Consider the following 18,775-nt stretch of genomic DNA (forward strand, 5'->3'; position numbering starts at 1 on the left):
AAAACGGAGTAAAAAAATGATTAAATTAAGACGGGCATTCTCAGGCATACATATTGAACCCTTTTATAAAGACTATTATTTGCCGCAGTTTAATTTGCAAGAAAAACTGGGGGACGGTTACCATGAGGTTATTATACCTGATTTTATAATTCAGGAAGACGCAAGAGAAAATTACGACGTTGCAGACTTTGACAATGATGAAGAAGAGATGCTGGGGACAGTAAGAAACACGATCATTGACGATGCTTTAATGTATAATTTGGTTTACGCTCCTCGTGTTTACAACGAAGAAGTAGCACACTTATGTCATCTAATACCTTTTAGACTCACCACATCAGAAGAAGATTATGAATTGTTATCTTTTGGCGGTTGCGGGATGGATATGACCTACAAACTTGAAGCTTATCAGTTACTAGCGGATGATTCATACGACGCAAATTCAAATTTTGCCAAACAGGGCATTAAGTATTTTGAGTATTATTACGGTAAAGAAAGCGGGATATTACAGGAAATAAAAAAGCGTTCCGATTTAAAAATAGCAGGTTAAAAGATGTTAAAAAGTTCATTTATATCGTTACTGCAGTTTTCAACCTTGTCACTGCAATTCTTCCGATTATAAAATTTCAAAAGCTTCCGGAAGCAAGGATCAATTAAAATCTCTATTGGTCAAACTTCCCGAAGCTTTGCTTCTGATAATCAGCATCTTCAAATACATATTAGACACTTTGTAACCCTGTTTACCGGAATCATTACTTTCACTTTAAAAATTCTTTAGGAGTATTTTTAAATCACGAAAGTGATGAACGTTTTTACAAATATAAAAAACCAGCAGTCTTTTTTTAAGTGTAATGGGGGTGTGTTAAGGGGGCTTTTTGCCCCCTATAAATTACCCCTGCAGGAACATAAAAAGGTAAAAATGATTGACCGTTAGATCAGAGAGTAATAAAGTAAAAATTTGGAATTCATGATAATGCGCAATACGCCATTCAAATAAATTTGAACGGCTGCGCTCTAAAGATAGAGATCGGAAGTGGTTTTTATGGTAGACGAAACTGCTACAGAGGTTAGCTTATTATGGCGATAATGTACGCTCGTCCTTCATCAATATCAAGAGGTAACAATAGAAGTGCCGTATCTGCTGCAGCTTATCGCAGCGGGAGTAGAATGGAGCTATCATTTAGCAATATGAGCGCCAGAGTCAGAGAAAAACTAAGTACCTGTTATCATGAAAAGTATCATCTGTTAAATGAAAATACCCGTGAAGTAATAGGCCTTGTTTTCGATTACAGGCATAAATCAGGTAGCATTATTAGCGGAATAATGGCACCTGATGGCGCACCGGAATGGGTGTTTGATCGGCAACAACTATGGCAGTCAATCGAGAATGCGGGCAGCAGAGTAGATAGCCGTTTAGCCCGTGAATATACAATAGCGTTACCGATAGAATTAACGGCAGAGCAGAACAAGGAGCTGGTAGAGGATTTTATCAGAAGCTCATTAGTAGCAAGAGGAATGGTAGCAGATTATAACATTCATCTGGATAATCCCGAAAATCCACACGTTCACGTCATGACGGTCACACGGGATTTGGAGGTAAATAATGACGGCCGGTTCTGCTGGGGTAAAGTGAATTTAACATGGAAAAATTTATCAGTTTTAAAAGCCGTTCGAGCAGAAGTTGCTACTATTATCAATCATCATCTGGAGATGCACGGTCATGAATCAAGAATATCCCACTTATCCCATGCCGAGCGCGGCCTTGATATTATTCCGGGTGTACATGAAGGTTTTGCCAGATGGAGAGGGAGTACCGAGTTAAAGAAGCAGAATCAGGAAATAGCTCTTGAAAATGCCTCAAGAATAATAGCCGATCCGACTATTGTTATCGACCGGTTATCAATAGATAAGCCGGTATTTTCAGGTGATGATATAGAAAAAGCCTTGCATAAAGCTTTAATTGCAGGAATTAACCCGGACATTGTTAAAGAGAAGGAATCCCTGGAGTTATGGTCTAAAGAGGAATTATTGTCAATGTATAATATAGTTGTTGCCTCTAATAAACTGAACCTAGTTAACCCATGTGATCTAAAAGGTCGGATGTTATTTGCGAGGCTCGATCGGGTAGAACTGGAGAAGAGGTTTGAAGAAAATGTCAGGGAATTAGCTGCAAAAGAAACCCATGTCATAAGTATCAAGGAAAAAGATATTGCAAAAGTAGCTAGAGGAGTTGAGTTTTCCGGAGAGCAGAAGCAGGCAATTATTGATATTCTAGCAGGTAGCAATATCAGTGTTCTTGAAGGATGGCCGGGAAGCGGTAAGACAACAGTAATACGTGAGATAGTCCGTCATTACAGGAAAGCCGGTTATACTGTTATCGGCACTGCGCCGACTAACAAGGCTTCAGCAGAACTCTTGGCCAAGGCCGGGATAGCAGAGGTAGAAAATACGACAAAGCTCCGGCAAATATGGCAGGAAGCCAAAGGCGGTAATAAAGCCGGATTAAATATTAGAACTGATTATTACAAAGAAGAACAGTACAGTAGCGGCCGGGTAATATTACCGCCAAAAACCATACTGATAATTGATGAAGCATCAATGGTAGATCTTCCTACTCTTGATTATTTTACCAATGAAATTAGAGAGTGCGGCGGAAAGGTAATAAAGATCGGTGATAATAATCAGAATCCCGCAATAGGTTATAAAGGCGGTTTGTCAAAAACCGGTGACATAGCCGGTAGAACGGTTTTAATGGAAAATAACCGTCATCAGAACCGGGATGAATATATAAGAGAGATGCATAAGGAAGCAACAAAGGCCATGGGCCGCTACGAGATTGCCAAAGCCATCTCCATATATGAACGGCTTGAGATGTTAAGGATTTTTGATAATGAAGAGCAAAAACAACGGGCCTTAGCGGATGATTACAGCTCTTTTGTAATTAATCTCTCTAAAGAAAAAGGAGATCTGATTGCCTTGAGTAATACGGCAATTGCAGCGTTTACCAACGCAGAAGTAGCCAATTTAAACGGTATGGTACGTAAGTCTCTTAAGAATGCCGGTATAATCAAGGGAGAAGGGCGTTTATATACTTGCGCAGCAACAAGTCTAGAGGATCAGGAAGAACCGGAGTTGCCAAAAAACATGGTTGAGTTATGCCTTGGTGACAAGATCATCTTTAAGAGCAATAAACCGGAGTTTGAAGGTTATGGCGGGGTTAGAAATAATGAACTCGGTATCATAACGGAACTTGGTGAAGTCGATGAGAACGGTGTTGGCCGGTTCAAAGCAAGAATCAGGCAAGGAAAGAATAGTTATAAAGTAGTCGAGATAAAAACCGGTGAAGACATACTACCGGTAAGTTTTAGGCATGGATACGCTTTAACCGGACATGCTGTACAAGGAGCGGACGTTGAGTATTTTTTCTATAGCGCTAGCAGGCATAGCGGCTATGAACCATTTAACGTCGGCGTATCAAGGCATAAGGAAGACTGCTTTATATATCTGGATAAGGAGACGCTGGAAAATGTCGTATACGGTACTCGGGATCTGGATATAAGCAAGGTAAAAGAGGAGTTTGCAGCTTATGCCTATAAGTATCAGAAAGTAGAGGATAAATGGAAACCGGTAGACGTCCCTCTTTGGAAGGTAGGCCTAAGGTTGCTAATCTCAAGAAGGACGGATTTAAACTTTGCAACAGATTACGCCTTTTATGAAAAAGACCATAGACAGAGAGAGGCTTACCGGGAAAATATTGCAGGTAATCAGGCTAAATTAAATAAGTTATATGATGATTTAAATCTTTGGAGAGAAGATAAGGAAACACCGATACTTGAAAAGAATCAGCAAATTGCCGGTGATAGCAAGGGTGCTGAAGAGCTGGCAAAGGAACTGAAAAGTTTGAGTTTACTTGAAATTGCCTTGCAGGAAGATTTTATCTTAAAGCCGGGCGAAGTAATAATTGATCCTTTAGCAATAGCGGGCGTAGTTGATGATTATAGATATTTTAGTGAGAGCACCGGTAAGAAGTTCAAGTCCTCAAAGGATTTAACAAATAAAATCAATAAGCACCTGACATCGTTAAAACTCAATTCAGGCAAAAATAATAAAGAAAAGATAAAATGGGATGCTTTGGATGAGATGGATAAAAATCTGATCATCCGCTCGCTCTTAAGTAAAAAGGATATATCATTTTTAGCTAAAGCAAGAAGCCAGATCAGGAAGTATGAAGAAAAAATTGTTAGCGTTGCTAATAAAATCGCAGTAATTGACGAAAGCCTCAGCAAGCAGGCTGCGGCGGATTGTAGGTTACTTACGGGTAACCTCGGAGGCATGCGCAGGTACCTTGATGCAAGACAAAGGGTAATAGCTGTTCAAAAGGTAATAGAAGAGCTTGATTCGTATTTAAAAAAACCGGCAATAGAAAAACAACTCTCTTATGAAGCATTTGCTAGTTTTGGCATTAAAGTAACAAAATTCAATCTGACAGGTTTTGGAATAATCAGAGCAGAAAAGGCATTTAAAGCAAAGCATTTACATGATAATAGAGACAGAATCAGTCAATTAAAAAACGAACAGGAGAAACCGGAATCGGCAAAGGAGCTAAAAAGGCTTTATAATATCAAGTTACAGAAAGAACGGTATTTTAAAGAGTATGCCGAGGGCAGTAATATTTTAAATGATGATGAGGACAAGCATTTACTTGCCGGCATTATCCTGCAAAAAAGTAAATCAGCAATACTCGGTGGAAAATACAGGGAAATTACTAAGGCCCTGAAAGAGTTAGAGGGAGCAAGGAAGGAAAGACAAAGCAAGGCGAGAGTAATTGTTGATTATTATCATGGATTTATCAGGGATGATCCGGAAGAGAAAATGACTGCCATAACGGGTGCTTTACTGAAAGAGGAGGAGCTAATTAAAGAAGAGTGGATGATATCGCAGAAAAAGCATATTAGCACGAGTCCCGGATCAGAATTCCCGGACGGTTTTAGCGCGGAGCATTATGATACAGCTGTACTTGGCTTATATATCAAGGATTTACCGGTTCTTAAAACACCATTATGCCCGCAAGTAACTAATATAGCTAAAAGCAGACTAGCTATTCTAGATGAAAAACGCCGGATGTTAGAACCGGACCTCGAAGAACTAAGAAAGCAGATTGAAGATAGTAGGCTTGGTAAGAGAGCAGATTACCGGCAGGAAGTTGTTATGGGTAAATTAATAACCCAGTTGCAAATAAATTATGAAACAGTTCGCAAACATGCAGGACTTGAGGAAGTCAAACATTATTTTGCCTCAATTGATAAGAACGGTACCATTATCAATAACCTGTACTTTAGCAGGATAATGGAGGTAGTAGAACTTACCTGTCAGGAGGAGAGTGCAATTGATTCTAATACAGTAGCAATAGTCATGGAAGCCCATGGAGAAATTTTACGTATTTGCGCCGGCCATCAAGAGGAATTGGATGAGAGGAAGTTATTACATGCCGAAATAAAAGCAAAGCATGCTGATGAACTGGAGCAGATGCGGGTAATTGAAAAGTTCAGAAATGAGGAATTGCCGCATTTTCTTGGGAAAATATACAAAAATGAAGGGAAAGACATTTTAGCAAGATTTGAGCAGTTACTAAAAGAAACGGATAAGCCGTTGATGCTGGCAAAAGCCATCGGTGAATCTCCTGAGATGCTAGGTGATATCAAAAGCACGAGTTTATGGGCGGAGTTCATCAGAGGTGACGCAGTAAAAGGCATTAAGGCAAATCTTAAAAAGCTTGGAATGAATTTAACAAAATACATAAATGAGAGTAGCATGAGAGTAGAATTACAGGCAAATCCGGGTAGCGGCGAACTAGCTGCTCAAATCAGGGCGCTGGATCTTGAAATTGCAAACCTTAAGGCTTTATTGCCAAATAGAGCCGAGCAAAAGCTGCTAAATGATATCGGACATTTAAAAGGTAGCAGCAAAGCTGAGCAGAAGGAAATCACTGAAGAAATAAGAAACCTGTTCAAGGGAGATAATGCTTATGATCTATTACTTGATTTTATTGCCCTAAAAGGCGAGCAGATAATTAACCATAGAGAAAGTCAAACCACTCAGGAGGTACAACCGCCTAAGAAGAGCAATAAGGTAAGGGCAGGAAGTAGAGCGCAGAGAGAAGCCGGAGCTTCTACTCCAAAGATTGATTTTCAAAGTTTAAAATCCTCATTAACAAGAGGACATCTTGAGCAAATATTCAGGGATTACGCGCAAAAGATTAATCCGGACGGTAAAATCGTTAAACGAGGTAATAGTATCAGTTGTGGTTCATTGAATATGAATCTTGATAATGGATTATGGCATAGATTCAGCGACGGAAATAAGGGGGATGTATTTGAGTTCATTTGCCGGGTAACCGGTACTTCAAAAAGAGATTCCTTATTAACTGTTGCCGATATCATCGGTATTAATGCCGGGGTAAATAACAGCAATAAATTAGATAACAGGAATGATGCCGGTTATGATGATAAGGATAGCAAACAAACGTTAGTAGTGCGGGATAGTTTTGAAGTATATCCGGTAATACCGGCAACTGCTCCAAGGCTTAATATTGATAAGCATTTTAGCTGGCTAACAAAAACAAATCAAATTGATAACATCTGGACTTATCGCAACCGGAGAGGTGAGCTTATCGGCGGTACTATCAGGGTAGTTGATAAGGTAACAGGTAAAAAGCAGGTAATGCCCGTATGCTACTGCCGTAATGAGAAAACCGGCCTGGATGAATGGAAATTAAAAGGATTTACGGATAACGGTCATAAACCGATATACGGGATAGAGAAAACGGTAAATGAGAAAAAGCCTATATTAATAGTAGAAGGAGAAAAGACAGCTGATTATGCCGGAAGATTATTGCCTCAATATTGTGTAATTTCCTGGATGGGAGGAGCGCAAGGAACGGCTAAAGTTAACTGGCGACAACTGGCGGGAAGAGAGGTAATAATCTGGCCTGATAACGACGCAGCTGGAAAGGAGGCCGCTAAATCAGTATTGCAGGAGCTTAACAAAGCAAATGGTTTTAGCGGGCTTGCTGGTCTAGTCGATACAAAAAACCTAAACTTACCCGAGAAGTGGGATTTAGCCGATAAGATGCCTGAGCATATTACGCTGGAAACAATAAAAGAGGCAATAAATAACTCTCAAAGTAAAAATAGCACAATATCTACCGCGTCAAAATATTTACAGGCTTGATTCTCTTTTTCAAAAACATCTTGACAATTTTTATGTCTTCTTTTTTTATATAATTGATTTTCTGTACCAATATCTTCTGGATCGTTGTCATCGGTTTTAGTTGTGCCTTTTTGCTGAAGATCAAGTATTTTATATACTCCCCTCCTTATAATACTTGCTTTAGCCTTATTCATTCCCTTAATTTCGGAGGCTTGCTGTTTTTTGATTTTTTTAATATCCTTACGACATATTTCTATGGTATTGACCAATCCTATAAGACTTTCGGTTTCGTAGAGAGAGCGAGTTGCAATTAAATCATTTTTTTCCTGAATTAACTCTTCTATATACAATAAATTTTTGTCTATCTCCTCTGTTTTATCTTCTAATTCCGTATTGAGTCGATCTTTATCTAACTTATTATAATGGTACCCAAAAACTGGACTGCTAAAAATGAAGAATGAGATATAATTTCACAACAAGGAAATGGAAATTATATGTCTAAAAAAGCGAAGCAATATAGTGCGACGGAAAAAACAAAAATTGTTATAGAAGCAATAAAAGCTGAAATGACAATAGCACAAATAAGCAGTAAGTACGGGGTTCATGCAACTCAAATACAAGCATGGAAAAAAAGAGGTATAGAAAATTTAGTTTAAGGTGGCCCAATTTGTCTAGACTAAAAATCAGAAATTATGAGATATAATTTGCGTTATAATATTAGCCAATAATTTTTGTTAAATACACCTGTTCTGGAGTTAAATATTCCAAGGATTGGTGCATCCTTTTACTATTATAAAAAGTTATGTAATCTGTTATAGCATTTTTTACCTCCTTGACAGTATTTAAAATTATCAAATATATTTTTTCTTGTTTTAATGAACGCCAAAATCTTTCAATAAATACATTATCTAAAGCCCTACCTTTACCGTCCATGCTAATCTTGATTTCACGTTTAACAAGTTCGTAGATGAAATTTTTTGACGTAAATTGAGAACCTTGATCGGTATTAAAAACCTCAGGTTGACCGTGCTTTTCTAGGGCTTCTTCTAGTGCGTCGATGCAAAAATCACTTTCTAAGCTAATAGAAACCTTCCAGCTCAGAATATAACGGCTAAACCAATCAATAATGGCTACTAGATATACAAATCCTTGTGCCATTCTAATATAAGTTATATCGGTGCTCCATACCTGATTTGTCTTAGTAATTTCAACGCCTTTTAAAAGATAAGGATATACCTTATGAGCTTGGTTGCGCTTGCTTAAATTCATTTTAGGATAAATGGCTTCTATTGACATTATTCCGTAATAACGACTTACCGCTTTGCGACCAATAACAATTCCAAACGGTACAAGATGCTTGGACATTCTTCTGGCCCCGAAATACGGATGCTCTGTATAGATTTCATCAATTACTTTCATTATTTCTAAGTCTCTTGTAGTTATTCCTTTTGCCTTGTAATAATAAGTAGATTTATTAATTAAAAGTAGATCGCATTGCCTAACAATGCTTAGATTTATACAATTATTATCAATCATACTTTTCCTAGTTTCCAAGTCCAAACAATGTAGATTTTTTTCAGCCAGTCACGCTCAACGCTTAACTGTCCTATTTGTTCATATAATTGTTTTATCAAATCTTGATTGTCTGGATCTTTTGTTGCCGGCTTAACTTGAAAACCACTAACTAAATTTTCTATACCTCTTTTTTTCCATGCTTGTATTTGAGTTGCATGAACCCCGTACTTACTGCTTATTTGTGCTATTGTCATTTCAGCTTTTATTGCTTCTATAACAATTTTTGTTTTTTCCGTCGCACTATATTGCTTCGCTTTTTTAGACATATAATTTCCATTTCCTTGTTGTGAAATTATATCTCATTCTTCATTTTTAGCAGTCCAGTTTTTGGGTACCATTATAGTTAGTGGTTTTCAAGTTAAGCCGGCAACAAAAGATCCAGACAATCAAGATTTGATAAAACAATTATATGAACAAATAGGACAGTTAAGCGTTGAGCGTGACTGGCTGAAAAAAAAATCTACATTGTTTGGACTTGGAAACTAGGAAAAGTATGATTGATAATAATTGTATAAATCTAAGCATTGTTAGGCAATGCGATCTACTTTTAATTAATAAATCTACTTATTATTACAAGGCAAAAGGAATAACTACAAGAGACTTAGAAATAATGAAAGTAATTGATGAAATCTATACAGAGCATCCGTATTTCGGGGCCAGAAGAATGTCCAAGCATCTTGTACCGTTTGGAATTGTTATTGGTCGCAAAGCGGTAAGTCGTTATTACGGAATAATGTCAATAGAAGCCATTTATCCTAAAATGAATTTAAGCAAGCGCAACCAAGCTCATAAGGTATATCCTTATCTTTTAAAAGGCGTTGAAATTACTAAGACAAATCAGGTATGGAGCACCGATATAACTTATATTAGAATGGCACAAGGATTTGTATATCTAGTAGCCATTATTGATTGGTTTAGCCGTTATATTCTGAGCTGGAAGGTTTCTATTAGCTTAGAAAGTGATTTTTGCATCGACGCACTAGAAGAAGCCCTAGAAAAGCACGGTCAACCTGAGGTTTTTAATACCGATCAAGGTTCTCAATTTACGTCAAAAAATTTCATCTACGAACTTGTTAAACGTGAAATCAAGATTAGCATGGACGGTAAAGGTAGGGCTTTAGATAATGTATTTATTGAAAGATTTTGGCGTTCATTAAAACAAGAAAAAATATATTTGATAATTTTAAATACTGTCAAGGAGGTAAAAAATGCTATAACAGATTACATAACTTTTTATAATAGTAAAAGGATGCACCAATCCTTGGAATATTTAACTCCAGAACAGGTGTATTTAACAAAAATTATTGGCTAATATTATAACGCAAATTATATCTCATAATTTCTGATTTTTAGTCTAGACAAATTGGGCCACCTTATATTTGCTGCTAATTTTGTGTCTACTGTATTTTTTTCTATTTCTAACCTTTCTTGCAGCATTTGCTGTTTTTCTAAATCTCCAATGTTGGTAACAATCTTTTCATATTGACTATATTTCCATCTGGCTTCAGACAATACAAGTGCTTGATTATATTTATAGATTTCTGTTTCCAATTCATTAATTTCTTCTCTCTTTTCTGCAATATAAGGTGGCCCAATTTGTCTAGACTAAAAATCAGAAATTATGAGATATAATTTGCGTTATAATATTAGCCAATAATTTTTGTTAAATACACCTGTTCTGGAGTTAAATATTCCAAGGATTGGTGCATCCTTTTACTATTATAAAAAGTTATGTAATCTGTTATAGCATTTTTTACCTCCTTGACAGTATTTAAAATTATCAAATATATTTTTTCTTGTTTTAATGAACGCCAAAATCTTTCAATAAATACATTATCTAAAGCCCTACCTTTACCGTCCATGCTAATCTTGATTTCACGTTTAACAAGTTCGTAGATGAAATTTTTTGACGTAAATTGAGAACCTTGATCGGTATTAAAAACCTCAGGTTGACCGTGCTTTTCTAGGGCTTCTTCTAGTGCGTCGATGCAAAAATCACTTTCTAAGCTAATAGAAACCTTCCAGCTCAGAATATAACGGCTAAACCAATCAATAATGGCTACTAGATATACAAATCCTTGTGCCATTCTAATATAAGTTATATCGGTGCTCCATACCTGATTTGTCTTAGTAATTTCAACGCCTTTTAAAAGATAAGGATATACCTTATGAGCTTGGTTGCGCTTGCTTAAATTCATTTTAGGATAAATGGCTTCTATTGACATTATTCCGTAATAACGACTTACCGCTTTGCGACCAATAACAATTCCAAACGGTACAAGATGCTTGGACATTCTTCTGGCCCCGAAATACGGATGCTCTGTATAGATTTCATCAATTACTTTCATTATTTCTAAGTCTCTTGTAGTTATTCCTTTTGCCTTGTAATAATAAGTAGATTTATTAATTAAAAGTAGATCGCATTGCCTAACAATGCTTAGATTTATACAATTATTATCAATCATACTTTTCCTAGTTTCCAAGTCCAAACAATGTAGATTTTTTTTTCAGCCAGTCACGCTCAACGCTTAACTGTCCTATTTGTTCATATAATTGTTTTATCAAATCTTGATTGTCTGGATCTTTTGTTGCCGGCTTAACTTGAAAACCACTAACTAAATTTTCTATACCTCTTTTTTTCCATGCTTGTATTTGAGTTGCATGAACCCCGTACTTACTGCTTATTTGTGCTATTGTCATTTCAGCTTTTATTGCTTCTATAACAATTTTTGTTTTTTCCGTCGCACTATATTGCTTCGCTTTTTTAGACATATAATTTCCATTTCCTTGTTGTGAAATTATATCTCATTCTTCATTTTTAGCAGTCCAGTTTTTGGGTACCATTATAATATTAAGAACAAGTTCACTTATTTCTTCTTCTTTATTAGCTATTTCTCCATTAATAAATGACTGCTGATCTGTTAATACATCTTTACTATCAGTTATAAAATTCACTTGGGGATCACTATCTCCTTGAAGAGTAATGCGGTCTTTTTCTCTCTCTGTAGCGCTAAGGATAATATTGTTATCATTAAGTACATTCTCCTTTCTTATAATTTCTGCTCTTAAGTTATTCCTTTCTATTTCTTTACGCTGTTGCGTACTTTCATTTTGTGTAATTTGATGTTGATATTCTTCTTCTCGTTGCCTAATTTTATTTTGTAGCTCCGTATAACTATCATATACATGTCTAGGTATCATCAGCAAATCAGCTTGGTGTACAGCATCACCTACCGCAGAGTGTTTATATGCTGATAAATGATTTAAAAGTTCATCTTCAGAAGCAAGTGAGGGAAATTTGTTGATAGAGAAACTTACTGCATCTTTTACTGCATTTTTATACTGACATTTGGTTTCCCCTGGTAAAGTTGCAGGACAAGATTTATGATTACAATAACCATCTGGGCTATAATTATCAGACCTTTGTCCTCCCACTTGAACAAAGATTCTTTCTTTAAATGCGCTTTCTTCCTCTCCTCTTACTGCAGCTTTTGCAGTTTTTAATCTCTTAATTTCTACTTTTAACCGTTCGATTTCTGTAAGCAAATTGCTTAATGTTTGATAATAACCCTTTATTGTAATCTCATCGCGACCATTATCTGCTTCTATTCTAGTAATATCTCTTTGTGTTTGCCTTTCTAAAAGATCAAAATCTTTAGTTAGCTCATTTAATCCCTTTAATTTATTATCCAGTCCTGTTACAATAATCGGCAATAAATCTCGTTCCTCTTCTAAAGTTGGTATTCTATCTTCTCTTAAATCTACTACTTCCTGCCTTTTATTCTCTATATATTCTTCCTTAGCCTTAATTCTTAACTGTTCTTTGTCGATGGTTTGCGTGATATCTATTACATCTCTTTCTTCAGATACTAGATCATATTTAGGATGTCTTATCCCGTATTTAAACTTAACTTCTTCAGATTTATTTTTAGACGTTGAATCTGACATTACTTCATCCAGTTCTCTTTTAGGATGAGTTAGATTTCTAAGCTCTTGTTTAACTATCAGTAAGGTAAATTGTAATAACTTTTGTATTTGCTCTATTTCTAAATCATCTTGAATATTAGGATCACCATCTTGTTCAGCTAGTACTACTCTTCCTTCTGCATCAGTTTTGATTAATTCTCCTAACTCATCAAGCCTAAAAATAAATTTCCTAAGTATAGTATGATCTAATTTGTGTTTTCTTAATGTGGTAAGAACACCCTTTACCCAAGAATCATTTTTTGTTAGTTTCTTAATGTCTTTATCTATTAAGTTTAATGTGTCCTGCAATTCAACTAATTGTTCTTGATTGAATGTTTTTAGTTCTTCGCGTATCTGTGTTTTTTTATCTTGCAATGTTAATGTTCTTAGTCGTGATCCTTGCTCCGCATTACTTTTGCACTCATACGCACTCAGTAAATCCGGATTACCAAATTTTTGCCAATTAAAAGGTTGTATTTCATTAACAATTTGTAAATCTTCGGCTCTTAAATCCTCATCTTTTAAGTCTCTGCAATTCCAGATATCAATATTAGCATATACTGGTTGCTTTGATATCACTAGATTACTAATTAATCGGGCTGTATACCCTCCACAATATACGTTACCTTTCTGGATTGTAGGAGTTTTAGCTTCGCCTACTGCAATAACTTTTTCTGGTAATCTCGTCCTCAATAAATCACAAAGTACAACCATTTCTTGCTCGTATCGATTTCCTATGGAATCATAACATCTCAAGCGTATTGTATCATCCCTGTGGCTTCTAATTTGTAATGTTACCCAATGTTGTTGACTTGGAATAATAACTGGTATTAATATCTGTTGACTAGGTTGTATCTTTAAAATTTCTGAAGCTATATCACCAACTTCTGCTTCACTGACGTTTCCTAATTCCAGTACTGTCCGTTTTGGTGCTAATATCTGACTACTCTCATCAATTCGGCCATCTTTATCTCTTCTTAATTCTGCCCTAGCTAATAAAGCTTCTATCAAAACCATAACATCAGTTTCTGAGTAAAAGCCTCTTACTTCTTGTGATTTCATTTTTTCATTTATAGAAGACTTAACAGGCTTGGTAGTTTCCCCACCAATTCTTACTTTTCCTGATGGAGCATCATGCTCTCTCTTAACATCACTTATCTTTGGTTCTTTACGCTGTAGGTTAACCACCTCCTCTAGAGTAGATTCCAATAAATCTTGTATTTGCTCTATTTCTAAATCATCTTGAATATTAGGATCACCATCTTGTTCAGCTAGTACTACTCTTCCTTCTGCATCAGTTCTGATTAATTCTCCTAACTCATCAAGCCTAAAAATAAATTTCCTAAGTATAGTATGATCTAATTTGTGTTTTCTTAATGTGGTAAGAACACCCTTTACCCAAGAATCATTTTTTGTTAGTTTCTTAATGTCTTTATCTATTAAGTTTAATGTGTCCTGCAATTCAACTAATTGTTCTTGATTGAATATAATGGTTATAATGGTACCCAAAAACTGGACTGCTAAAAATGAAGAATGAGATATAATTTCACAACAAGGAAATGGAAATTATATGTCTAAAAAAGCGAAGCAATATAGTGCGACGGAAAAAACAAAAATTGTTATAGAAGCAATAAAAGCTGAAATGACAATAGCACAAATAAGCAGTAAGTACGGGGTTCATGCAACTCAAATACAAGCATGAAAAAAAGAGGTATAGAAAATTTAGTTAGTGGTTTTCAAGTTAAGCCGGCAACAAAAGATCCAGACAATCAAGATTTGATAAAACAATTATATGAACAAATAGGACAGTTAAGCGTTGAGCGTGACTGGCTGAAAAAAAAAATCTACATTGTTTGGACTTGGAAACTAGGAAAAGTATGATTGATAATAATTGTATAAATCTAAGCATTGTTAGGCAATGCGATCTACTTTTAATTAATAAATCTACTTATTATTACAAGGCAAAAGGAATAACTACAAGAGACTTAGAAATAATGAAAGTAATTGATGAAATCTATACAGAGCATCCGTATTTCGGGCCAGAAGAATGTCCAAGCATCTTGTACCGTTTGGAATTGTTATTGGTCGCAAAGCGGTAAGTCGTTATTACGGAATAATGTCAATAGAAGCCATTTATCCTAAAATGAATTTAAGCAAGCGCAACCAAGCTCATAAGGTATATCCTTATCTTTTAAAAGGCGTTGAAATTACTAAGACAAATCAGGTATGGAGCACCGATATAACTTATATTAGAATGGCACAAGGATTTGTATATCTAGTAGCCATTATTGATTGGTTTAGCCGTTATATTCTGAGCTGGAAGGTTTCTATTAGCTTAGAAAGTGATTTTTGCATCGACGCACTAGAAGAAGCCCTAGAAAAGCACGGTCAACCTGAGGTTTTTAATACCGATCAAGGTTCTCAATTTACGTCAAAAAATTTCATCTACGAACTTGTTAAACGTGAAATCAAGATTAGCATGGACGGTAAAGGTAGGGCTTTAGATAATGTATTTATTGAAAGATTTTGGCGTTCATTAAAACAAGAAAAAATATATTTGATAATTTTAAATACTGTCAAGGAGGTAAAAAATGCTATAACAGATTACATAACTTTTTATAATAGTAAAAGGATGCACCAATCCTTGGAATATTTAACTCCAGAACAGGTGTATTTAACAAAAATTATTGGCTAATATTATAACGCAAATTATATCTCATAATTTCTGATTTTTAGTCTAGACAAATTGGGCCACCTTAGAATGTTTTTAGTTCTTCGCGTATCTGTGTTTTTTTATCTTGCAATGTTAATGTTCTTAGTCGTGATCCTTGCTCCGCATTACTTTTGCACTCATACGCACTCAGTAAATCCGGATTACCAAATTTTTGCCAATTAAAAGGTTGTATTTCATTAACAATTTGTAAATCTTCGGCTCTTAAATCCTCATCTTTTAAGTCTCTGCAATTCCAGATATCAATATTAGCATATACTGGTTGCTTTGATATCACTAGATTACTAATTAATCGGGCTGTATACCCTCCACAATATACGTTACCTTTCTGGATTATAGGAGTTTTAGCTTCGCCTACTGCAATAACTTTTTCTGGTAATTTCATCCTCAATAAATCACAAAGTACAACCATTTCTTGCTCGTATCGATTTCCTATGGAATCATAACATAGCAAGTGTATTGTACCATCCCTGTGGCTTCTAATTTGTAATGTTACCCAATGTACTCTACTTGGAATAATAACTGGTATTAATATCTGTTGACTAGGTTGTATCTTTAAAATTTCTGAAGCTATATCACCAACTTCTGCTTCACTGACGTTTCCTAATTCCAGTATTGTCCGTTTTGGTACTAATATCTGAATACTCTCATCAATTCGGCCATCTTTATCTCTTCTTAATCCTGCCCTAGCTAATAAAGCTTCTATCAAAACCATAACATCAGTTTCTGAGTAAAAGCCTCTTACTTCTTGTGATTTCATTTTTTCATTACCAATTGTTGCTTTTTCTGGTTTTAAGTCTTGGTTTGTTTTAACAAGTACTTGTTTTATTCTATCTACTGCTTCTAATAACTTACCATCTTGAGTACATTTTCTAGTTTCCACTTGAATTGGATGGTTAATACAATCATTTTCTAAGAATTCATTTTGCTTTTCTAAGCTTAAACCTACAATAAAAAGGTCTTCTGTTAGAATCTTTAAGTGTTGTTTTCTAATTTCTTCTACTGCAAACTGATAATGAATTAAATCTGTGGTTTCTAATGTATTTAACGATTCAGGTAATAAAGCTTTTATATTCAGTTCTTTATATTCTAATTCGTATTTGTGTTGTTCTGTAACATTTGTAGATAATGCTAAAAAAGACAAAATATCTTTTTCAGAAAGTAAAGATATGTGCCTTATTAATTCCACACATATTGGACCACAAGAAACTATTCCTTTATTATCTAAACTTGCATCTTTTTGGATAATTGTATTACTTAAATAGACATCTAAATTACAATGTTTTTTTATTATTGATGCTATTTTATAAAAATCTTTGTGAGCAGTTTCGCCCATAGGATTAACAATAATAAGTTTATTTTGAACCAATATCCCAAATATAAAGTAATTCTGTCCAACTCCAGGTTCTTTACAGATAAAACTGAATCCTTGTCCTAAAGCATTTTTAAGCATATTTATGCTTAAAAACTGTTCTTTAAAATCTCCATCAAAAAACGTATACTTTAATAATTCACCTTGTTTATTCAGGTATGTTAAATAAGTAATTACATCTGAAGTATACCAAGAATCAAAATTAGTTAAGTTGTTACTTTCAAATTCTATTATAGCTTTATTTTTCATAATTTCCCCACAAGCATCATATAATGATTTGATAATACTTAGCCTATCAAGCGATTGTAAAATTAATAACTATTTTTGATATTAAGTTATGACTATTTATTTAGCTAAGAGTTGAAAATACAACACAAACAAAATTTATATACCTGTTAATTTGTTTTATAAATTAAATAATTTGACCAAGAATTTTAGGAAATAAATAGCAAACTAGATAATAAATACGGGTTAATTGAGGAACCGGGAGAGTTGAATGCACTAGGTCGTGTGTATTTAGATAATGAACAATATTCTGAAGCTTTAGATTGTTTTGATTATATTATAGATAAACATTCATCATTTGCTAGTATAGCTCTTTATTATAAAGCATTTTGTATCATTCATAAAGAAGGAGGGGGATTTGATGCAAAAGTAAAAGCTAAAGTGGCACTAAAGAAATCATTAATGATGCTTGAAGACGATAGAAGTAGGATTCTATCGAGAAATCAGATATTAAAATCAATTAATGAAGTTGCAAGATCTAGGGGTAAAGGACTTGAATCTAACTGTTTTGCTAAACAAAACGAAGGTGAAGCACAACTACTATCCGTGCATATAAACGCAATTAACTCAGCTATAGGTTCAGAAATATCCCCTGACTGCTTTAATGCTCCAGGTATAATAGGTGACCAATCACAAAAGCTGTTTGATGAGTTATTAAAGGATCAATATGGTATTATAAAAGATTTTAGAATTAGCAAAAAATGTGTGATTGCCAGTAAAGTACTCATTCAAGATCATGCAGAGCAAGAAAGAATAAGGTGGCCCAATTTGTCTAGACTAAAAATCAGAAATTATGAGATATAATTTGCGTTATAATATTAGCCAATAATTTTTGTTAAATACACCTGTTCTGGAGTTAAATATTCCAAGGATTGGTGCATCCTTTTACTATTATAAAAAGTTATGTAATCTGTTATAGCATTTTTTACCTCCTTGACAGTATTTAAAATTATCAAATATATTTTTTCTTGTTTTAATGAACGCCAAAATCTTTCAATAAATACATTATCTAAAGCCCTACCTTTACCGTCCATGCTAATCTTGATTTCACGTTTAACAAGTTCGTAGATGAAATTTTTTGACGTAAATTGAGAACCTTGATCGGTATTAAAAACCTCAGGTTGACCGTGCTTTTCTAGGGCTTCTTCTAGTGCGTCGATGCAAAAATCACTTTCTAAGCTAATAGAAACCTTCCAGCTCAGAATATAACGGCTAAACCAATCAATAATGGCTACTAGATATACAAATCCTTGTGCCATTCTAATATAAGTTATATCGGTGCTCCATACCTGATTTGTCTTAGTAATTTCAACGCCTTTTAAAAGATAAGGATATACCTTATGAGCTTGGTTGCGCTTGCTTAAATTCATTTTAGGATAAATGGCTTCTATTGACATTATTCCGTAATAACGACTTACCGCTTTGCGACCAATAACAATTCCAAACGGTACAAGATGCTTGGACATTCTTCTGGCCCCGAAATACGGATGCTCTGTATAGATTTCATCAATTACTTTCATTATTTCTAAGTCTCTTGTAGTTATTCCTTTTGCCTTGTAATAATAAGTAGATTTATTAATTAAAAGTAGATCGCATTGCCTAACAATGCTTAGATTTATACAATTATTATCAATCATACT

The 18,775-nt window shown here is 34.8% G+C and carries 19 protein-coding genes; 10 read left to right on the plus strand and 9 right to left on the minus strand.

Features of this window, described 5'->3' with window-relative positions; translation table 11 throughout:
- The first annotated feature begins 79 nt into the window (after positions 1 to 79).
- Together N3Z16_RS07195 and N3Z16_RS07200 are read left to right on the plus strand one after the other, a co-directional pair.
- Positions 80 to 547 carry a hypothetical protein gene (locus N3Z16_RS07195; protein ID WP_282485960.1) on the plus strand — a complete coding sequence of 156 codons (468 nt, stop codon included), beginning with the start codon at positions 80 to 82 and terminating at the stop codon, positions 545 to 547.
- A gap of 536 nt (positions 548 to 1,083) precedes the next feature.
- A complete protein-coding gene (locus tag N3Z16_RS07200; RefSeq protein ID WP_282485961.1) occupies positions 1,084 to 7,227 on the plus strand; it encodes a MobA/MobL family protein in 6,144 nt (2,047 codons plus the stop codon).
- On the opposite strand, the gene N3Z16_RS07205 is transcribed toward N3Z16_RS07200, so the two are convergent.
- Positions 7,176 to 7,556: a hypothetical protein gene (locus tag N3Z16_RS07205; RefSeq protein ID WP_282485962.1), complete on the minus strand. Its 381-nt coding sequence runs from the start codon at positions 7,554 to 7,556 to the stop codon at positions 7,176 to 7,178. The genes N3Z16_RS07200 and N3Z16_RS07205 overlap by 52 nt on opposite strands.
- Before the next feature lie 144 nt (positions 7,557 to 7,700).
- Between N3Z16_RS07205 and N3Z16_RS07210 the strand changes: the two genes are divergently transcribed.
- Positions 7,701 to 7,862 carry a transposase gene (locus N3Z16_RS07210; RefSeq protein ID WP_282485963.1) on the plus strand — a complete coding sequence of 54 codons (162 nt, stop codon included), beginning with the start codon at positions 7,701 to 7,703 and terminating at the stop codon, positions 7,860 to 7,862.
- A gap of 61 nt (positions 7,863 to 7,923) precedes the next feature.
- On the opposite strand, the gene N3Z16_RS07215 is transcribed toward N3Z16_RS07210, so the two are convergent.
- Both N3Z16_RS07215 and N3Z16_RS07220 read right to left on the minus strand, forming a co-directional pair.
- Entirely contained in the window at positions 7,924 to 8,742 is an 819-nt protein-coding gene (locus tag N3Z16_RS07215) for an IS3 family transposase (protein WP_282485683.1), read from the minus strand.
- Positions 8,739 to 9,047: a transposase gene (locus N3Z16_RS07220; protein WP_282485964.1), complete on the minus strand. Its 309-nt coding sequence runs from the start codon at positions 9,045 to 9,047 to the stop codon at positions 8,739 to 8,741. The genes N3Z16_RS07215 and N3Z16_RS07220 overlap by 4 nt, the downstream gene beginning before the upstream one ends.
- Positions 9,048 to 9,108: 61 nt before the next feature.
- On the opposite strand from N3Z16_RS07220, the gene N3Z16_RS07225 reads away from it, so the two are divergent.
- Both N3Z16_RS07225 and N3Z16_RS07230 read left to right on the plus strand, forming a co-directional pair.
- Positions 9,109 to 9,267: a hypothetical protein gene (locus N3Z16_RS07225; protein ID WP_282485965.1), complete on the plus strand. Its 159-nt coding sequence runs from the start codon at positions 9,109 to 9,111 to the stop codon at positions 9,265 to 9,267.
- Between the two features lie 7 nt (positions 9,268 to 9,274).
- A complete protein-coding gene (locus N3Z16_RS07230) occupies positions 9,275 to 10,093 on the plus strand; it encodes an IS3 family transposase (protein WP_282485683.1) in 819 nt (272 codons plus the stop codon).
- A gap of 14 nt (positions 10,094 to 10,107) precedes the next feature.
- Here the strand turns inward: N3Z16_RS07230 and N3Z16_RS07235 are convergent, their stop codons facing one another.
- The 4 genes from N3Z16_RS07235 to N3Z16_RS07250 all read right to left on the minus strand — a co-directional run bounded on the left by N3Z16_RS07235 (position 10,108) and on the right by N3Z16_RS07250 (position 14,256).
- Complete coding sequence (locus N3Z16_RS07235; RefSeq protein ID WP_282485966.1) at positions 10,108 to 10,332, minus strand: hypothetical protein; 225 nt, start codon at positions 10,330 to 10,332, stop codon at positions 10,108 to 10,110.
- A 95-nt stretch (positions 10,333 to 10,427) separates the two neighbouring features.
- Positions 10,428 to 11,246, minus strand: a complete 819-nt coding sequence (locus N3Z16_RS07240; protein WP_282485683.1) for an IS3 family transposase — start codon at positions 11,244 to 11,246, stop codon at positions 10,428 to 10,430.
- 7 nt (positions 11,247 to 11,253) lie between these two features.
- On the minus strand, positions 11,254 to 11,553 hold the full coding sequence (locus N3Z16_RS07245; RefSeq protein ID WP_282485684.1) for a transposase: 300 nt from the start codon (positions 11,551 to 11,553) through the stop codon (positions 11,254 to 11,256).
- 33 nt (positions 11,554 to 11,586) lie between these two features.
- Positions 11,587 to 14,256: a hypothetical protein gene (locus tag N3Z16_RS07250; RefSeq protein WP_282485968.1), complete on the minus strand. Its 2,670-nt coding sequence runs from the start codon at positions 14,254 to 14,256 to the stop codon at positions 11,587 to 11,589.
- Between the two features lie 61 nt (positions 14,257 to 14,317).
- Between N3Z16_RS07250 and N3Z16_RS07255 the strand changes: the two genes are divergently transcribed.
- From N3Z16_RS07255 to N3Z16_RS07270, 4 genes are read left to right on the plus strand one after another with little or no spacing between them, the layout of a single operon-like run.
- Positions 14,318 to 14,449 carry a hypothetical protein gene (locus N3Z16_RS07255; RefSeq protein ID WP_282485970.1) on the plus strand — a complete coding sequence of 44 codons (132 nt, stop codon included), beginning with the start codon at positions 14,318 to 14,320 and terminating at the stop codon, positions 14,447 to 14,449.
- Entirely contained in the window at positions 14,446 to 14,628 is a 183-nt protein-coding gene (locus N3Z16_RS07260) for a hypothetical protein (protein WP_282485972.1), read from the plus strand. Before N3Z16_RS07255 ends, N3Z16_RS07260 begins: the two co-directional genes overlap by 4 nt.
- Positions 14,625 to 14,846: a hypothetical protein gene (locus N3Z16_RS07265; RefSeq protein WP_282485973.1), complete on the plus strand. Its 222-nt coding sequence runs from the start codon at positions 14,625 to 14,627 to the stop codon at positions 14,844 to 14,846. The genes N3Z16_RS07260 and N3Z16_RS07265 overlap by 4 nt, the downstream gene beginning before the upstream one ends.
- The gene (locus N3Z16_RS07270) at positions 14,795 to 15,442 is read left to right on the plus strand and encodes an IS3 family transposase (RefSeq protein WP_282485974.1); all 648 of its coding nucleotides are present in this window, start codon (positions 14,795 to 14,797) and stop codon (positions 15,440 to 15,442) included. The genes N3Z16_RS07265 and N3Z16_RS07270 overlap by 52 nt, the downstream gene beginning before the upstream one ends.
- Before the next feature lie 61 nt (positions 15,443 to 15,503).
- On the opposite strand, the gene N3Z16_RS07275 is transcribed toward N3Z16_RS07270, so the two are convergent.
- Entirely contained in the window at positions 15,504 to 17,099 is a 1,596-nt protein-coding gene (locus tag N3Z16_RS07275) for a hypothetical protein (RefSeq protein WP_282485975.1), read from the minus strand.
- Between the two features lie 261 nt (positions 17,100 to 17,360).
- On the opposite strand from N3Z16_RS07275, the gene N3Z16_RS07280 reads away from it, so the two are divergent.
- A complete protein-coding gene (locus tag N3Z16_RS07280; protein WP_282485976.1) occupies positions 17,361 to 17,939 on the plus strand; it encodes a hypothetical protein in 579 nt (192 codons plus the stop codon).
- 14 nt (positions 17,940 to 17,953) lie between these two features.
- Here N3Z16_RS07280 and N3Z16_RS07285 read toward each other — a convergent pair whose 3' ends face one another.
- Complete coding sequence (locus N3Z16_RS07285) at positions 17,954 to 18,772, minus strand: IS3 family transposase (RefSeq protein WP_282485683.1); 819 nt, start codon at positions 18,770 to 18,772, stop codon at positions 17,954 to 17,956.
- Positions 18,773 to 18,775: the final 3 nt, after the last annotated feature.

The organism is Candidatus Megaera polyxenophila (genome assembly GCF_029982035.1).
GTDB classification, from domain to species: Bacteria; Pseudomonadota; Alphaproteobacteria; order Rickettsiales; family Rickettsiaceae; genus Megaera; species Megaera polyxenophila.

Excerpts from the sequence above, each read along its gene's own strand:
- N3Z16_RS07265 (WP_282485973.1), top strand. The coding sequence starts at position 14,625 with ATGATTGATAATAATTGTATAAATCTAAGCATTGTTAGGCAATGCGAT.
- N3Z16_RS07230 (WP_282485683.1), top strand. The coding sequence starts at position 9,275 with ATGATTGATAATAATTGTATAAATCTAAGCATTGTTAGGCAATGCGAT.
- N3Z16_RS07210 (WP_282485963.1), top strand. The coding sequence starts at position 7,701 with ATGTCTAAAAAAGCGAAGCAATATAGTGCGACGGAAAAAACAAAAATT.
- N3Z16_RS07260 (WP_282485972.1), top strand. The coding sequence starts at position 14,446 with ATGAAAAAAAGAGGTATAGAAAATTTAGTTAGTGGTTTTCAAGTTAAG.
- N3Z16_RS07285 (WP_282485683.1), bottom strand. The coding sequence starts at position 18,772 with ATGATTGATAATAATTGTATAAATCTAAGCATTGTTAGGCAATGCGAT.
- N3Z16_RS07215 (WP_282485683.1), bottom strand. The coding sequence starts at position 8,742 with ATGATTGATAATAATTGTATAAATCTAAGCATTGTTAGGCAATGCGAT.
- N3Z16_RS07255 (WP_282485970.1), top strand. The coding sequence starts at position 14,318 with ATGTCTAAAAAAGCGAAGCAATATAGTGCGACGGAAAAAACAAAAATT.
- N3Z16_RS07240 (WP_282485683.1), bottom strand. The coding sequence starts at position 11,246 with ATGATTGATAATAATTGTATAAATCTAAGCATTGTTAGGCAATGCGAT.
- N3Z16_RS07220 (WP_282485964.1), bottom strand. The coding sequence starts at position 9,047 with ATGTCTAAAAAAGCGAAGCAATATAGTGCGACGGAAAAAACAAAAATT.
- N3Z16_RS07270 (WP_282485974.1), top strand. The coding sequence starts at position 14,795 with ATGTCCAAGCATCTTGTACCGTTTGGAATTGTTATTGGTCGCAAAGCG.
- N3Z16_RS07245 (WP_282485684.1), bottom strand. The coding sequence starts at position 11,553 with ATGTCTAAAAAAGCGAAGCAATATAGTGCGACGGAAAAAACAAAAATT.
- N3Z16_RS07200 (WP_282485961.1), top strand. The coding sequence starts at position 1,084 with ATGTACGCTCGTCCTTCATCAATATCAAGAGGTAACAATAGAAGTGCC.
- N3Z16_RS07275 (WP_282485975.1), bottom strand. The coding sequence starts at position 17,099 with ATGAAAAATAAAGCTATAATAGAATTTGAAAGTAACAACTTAACTAAT.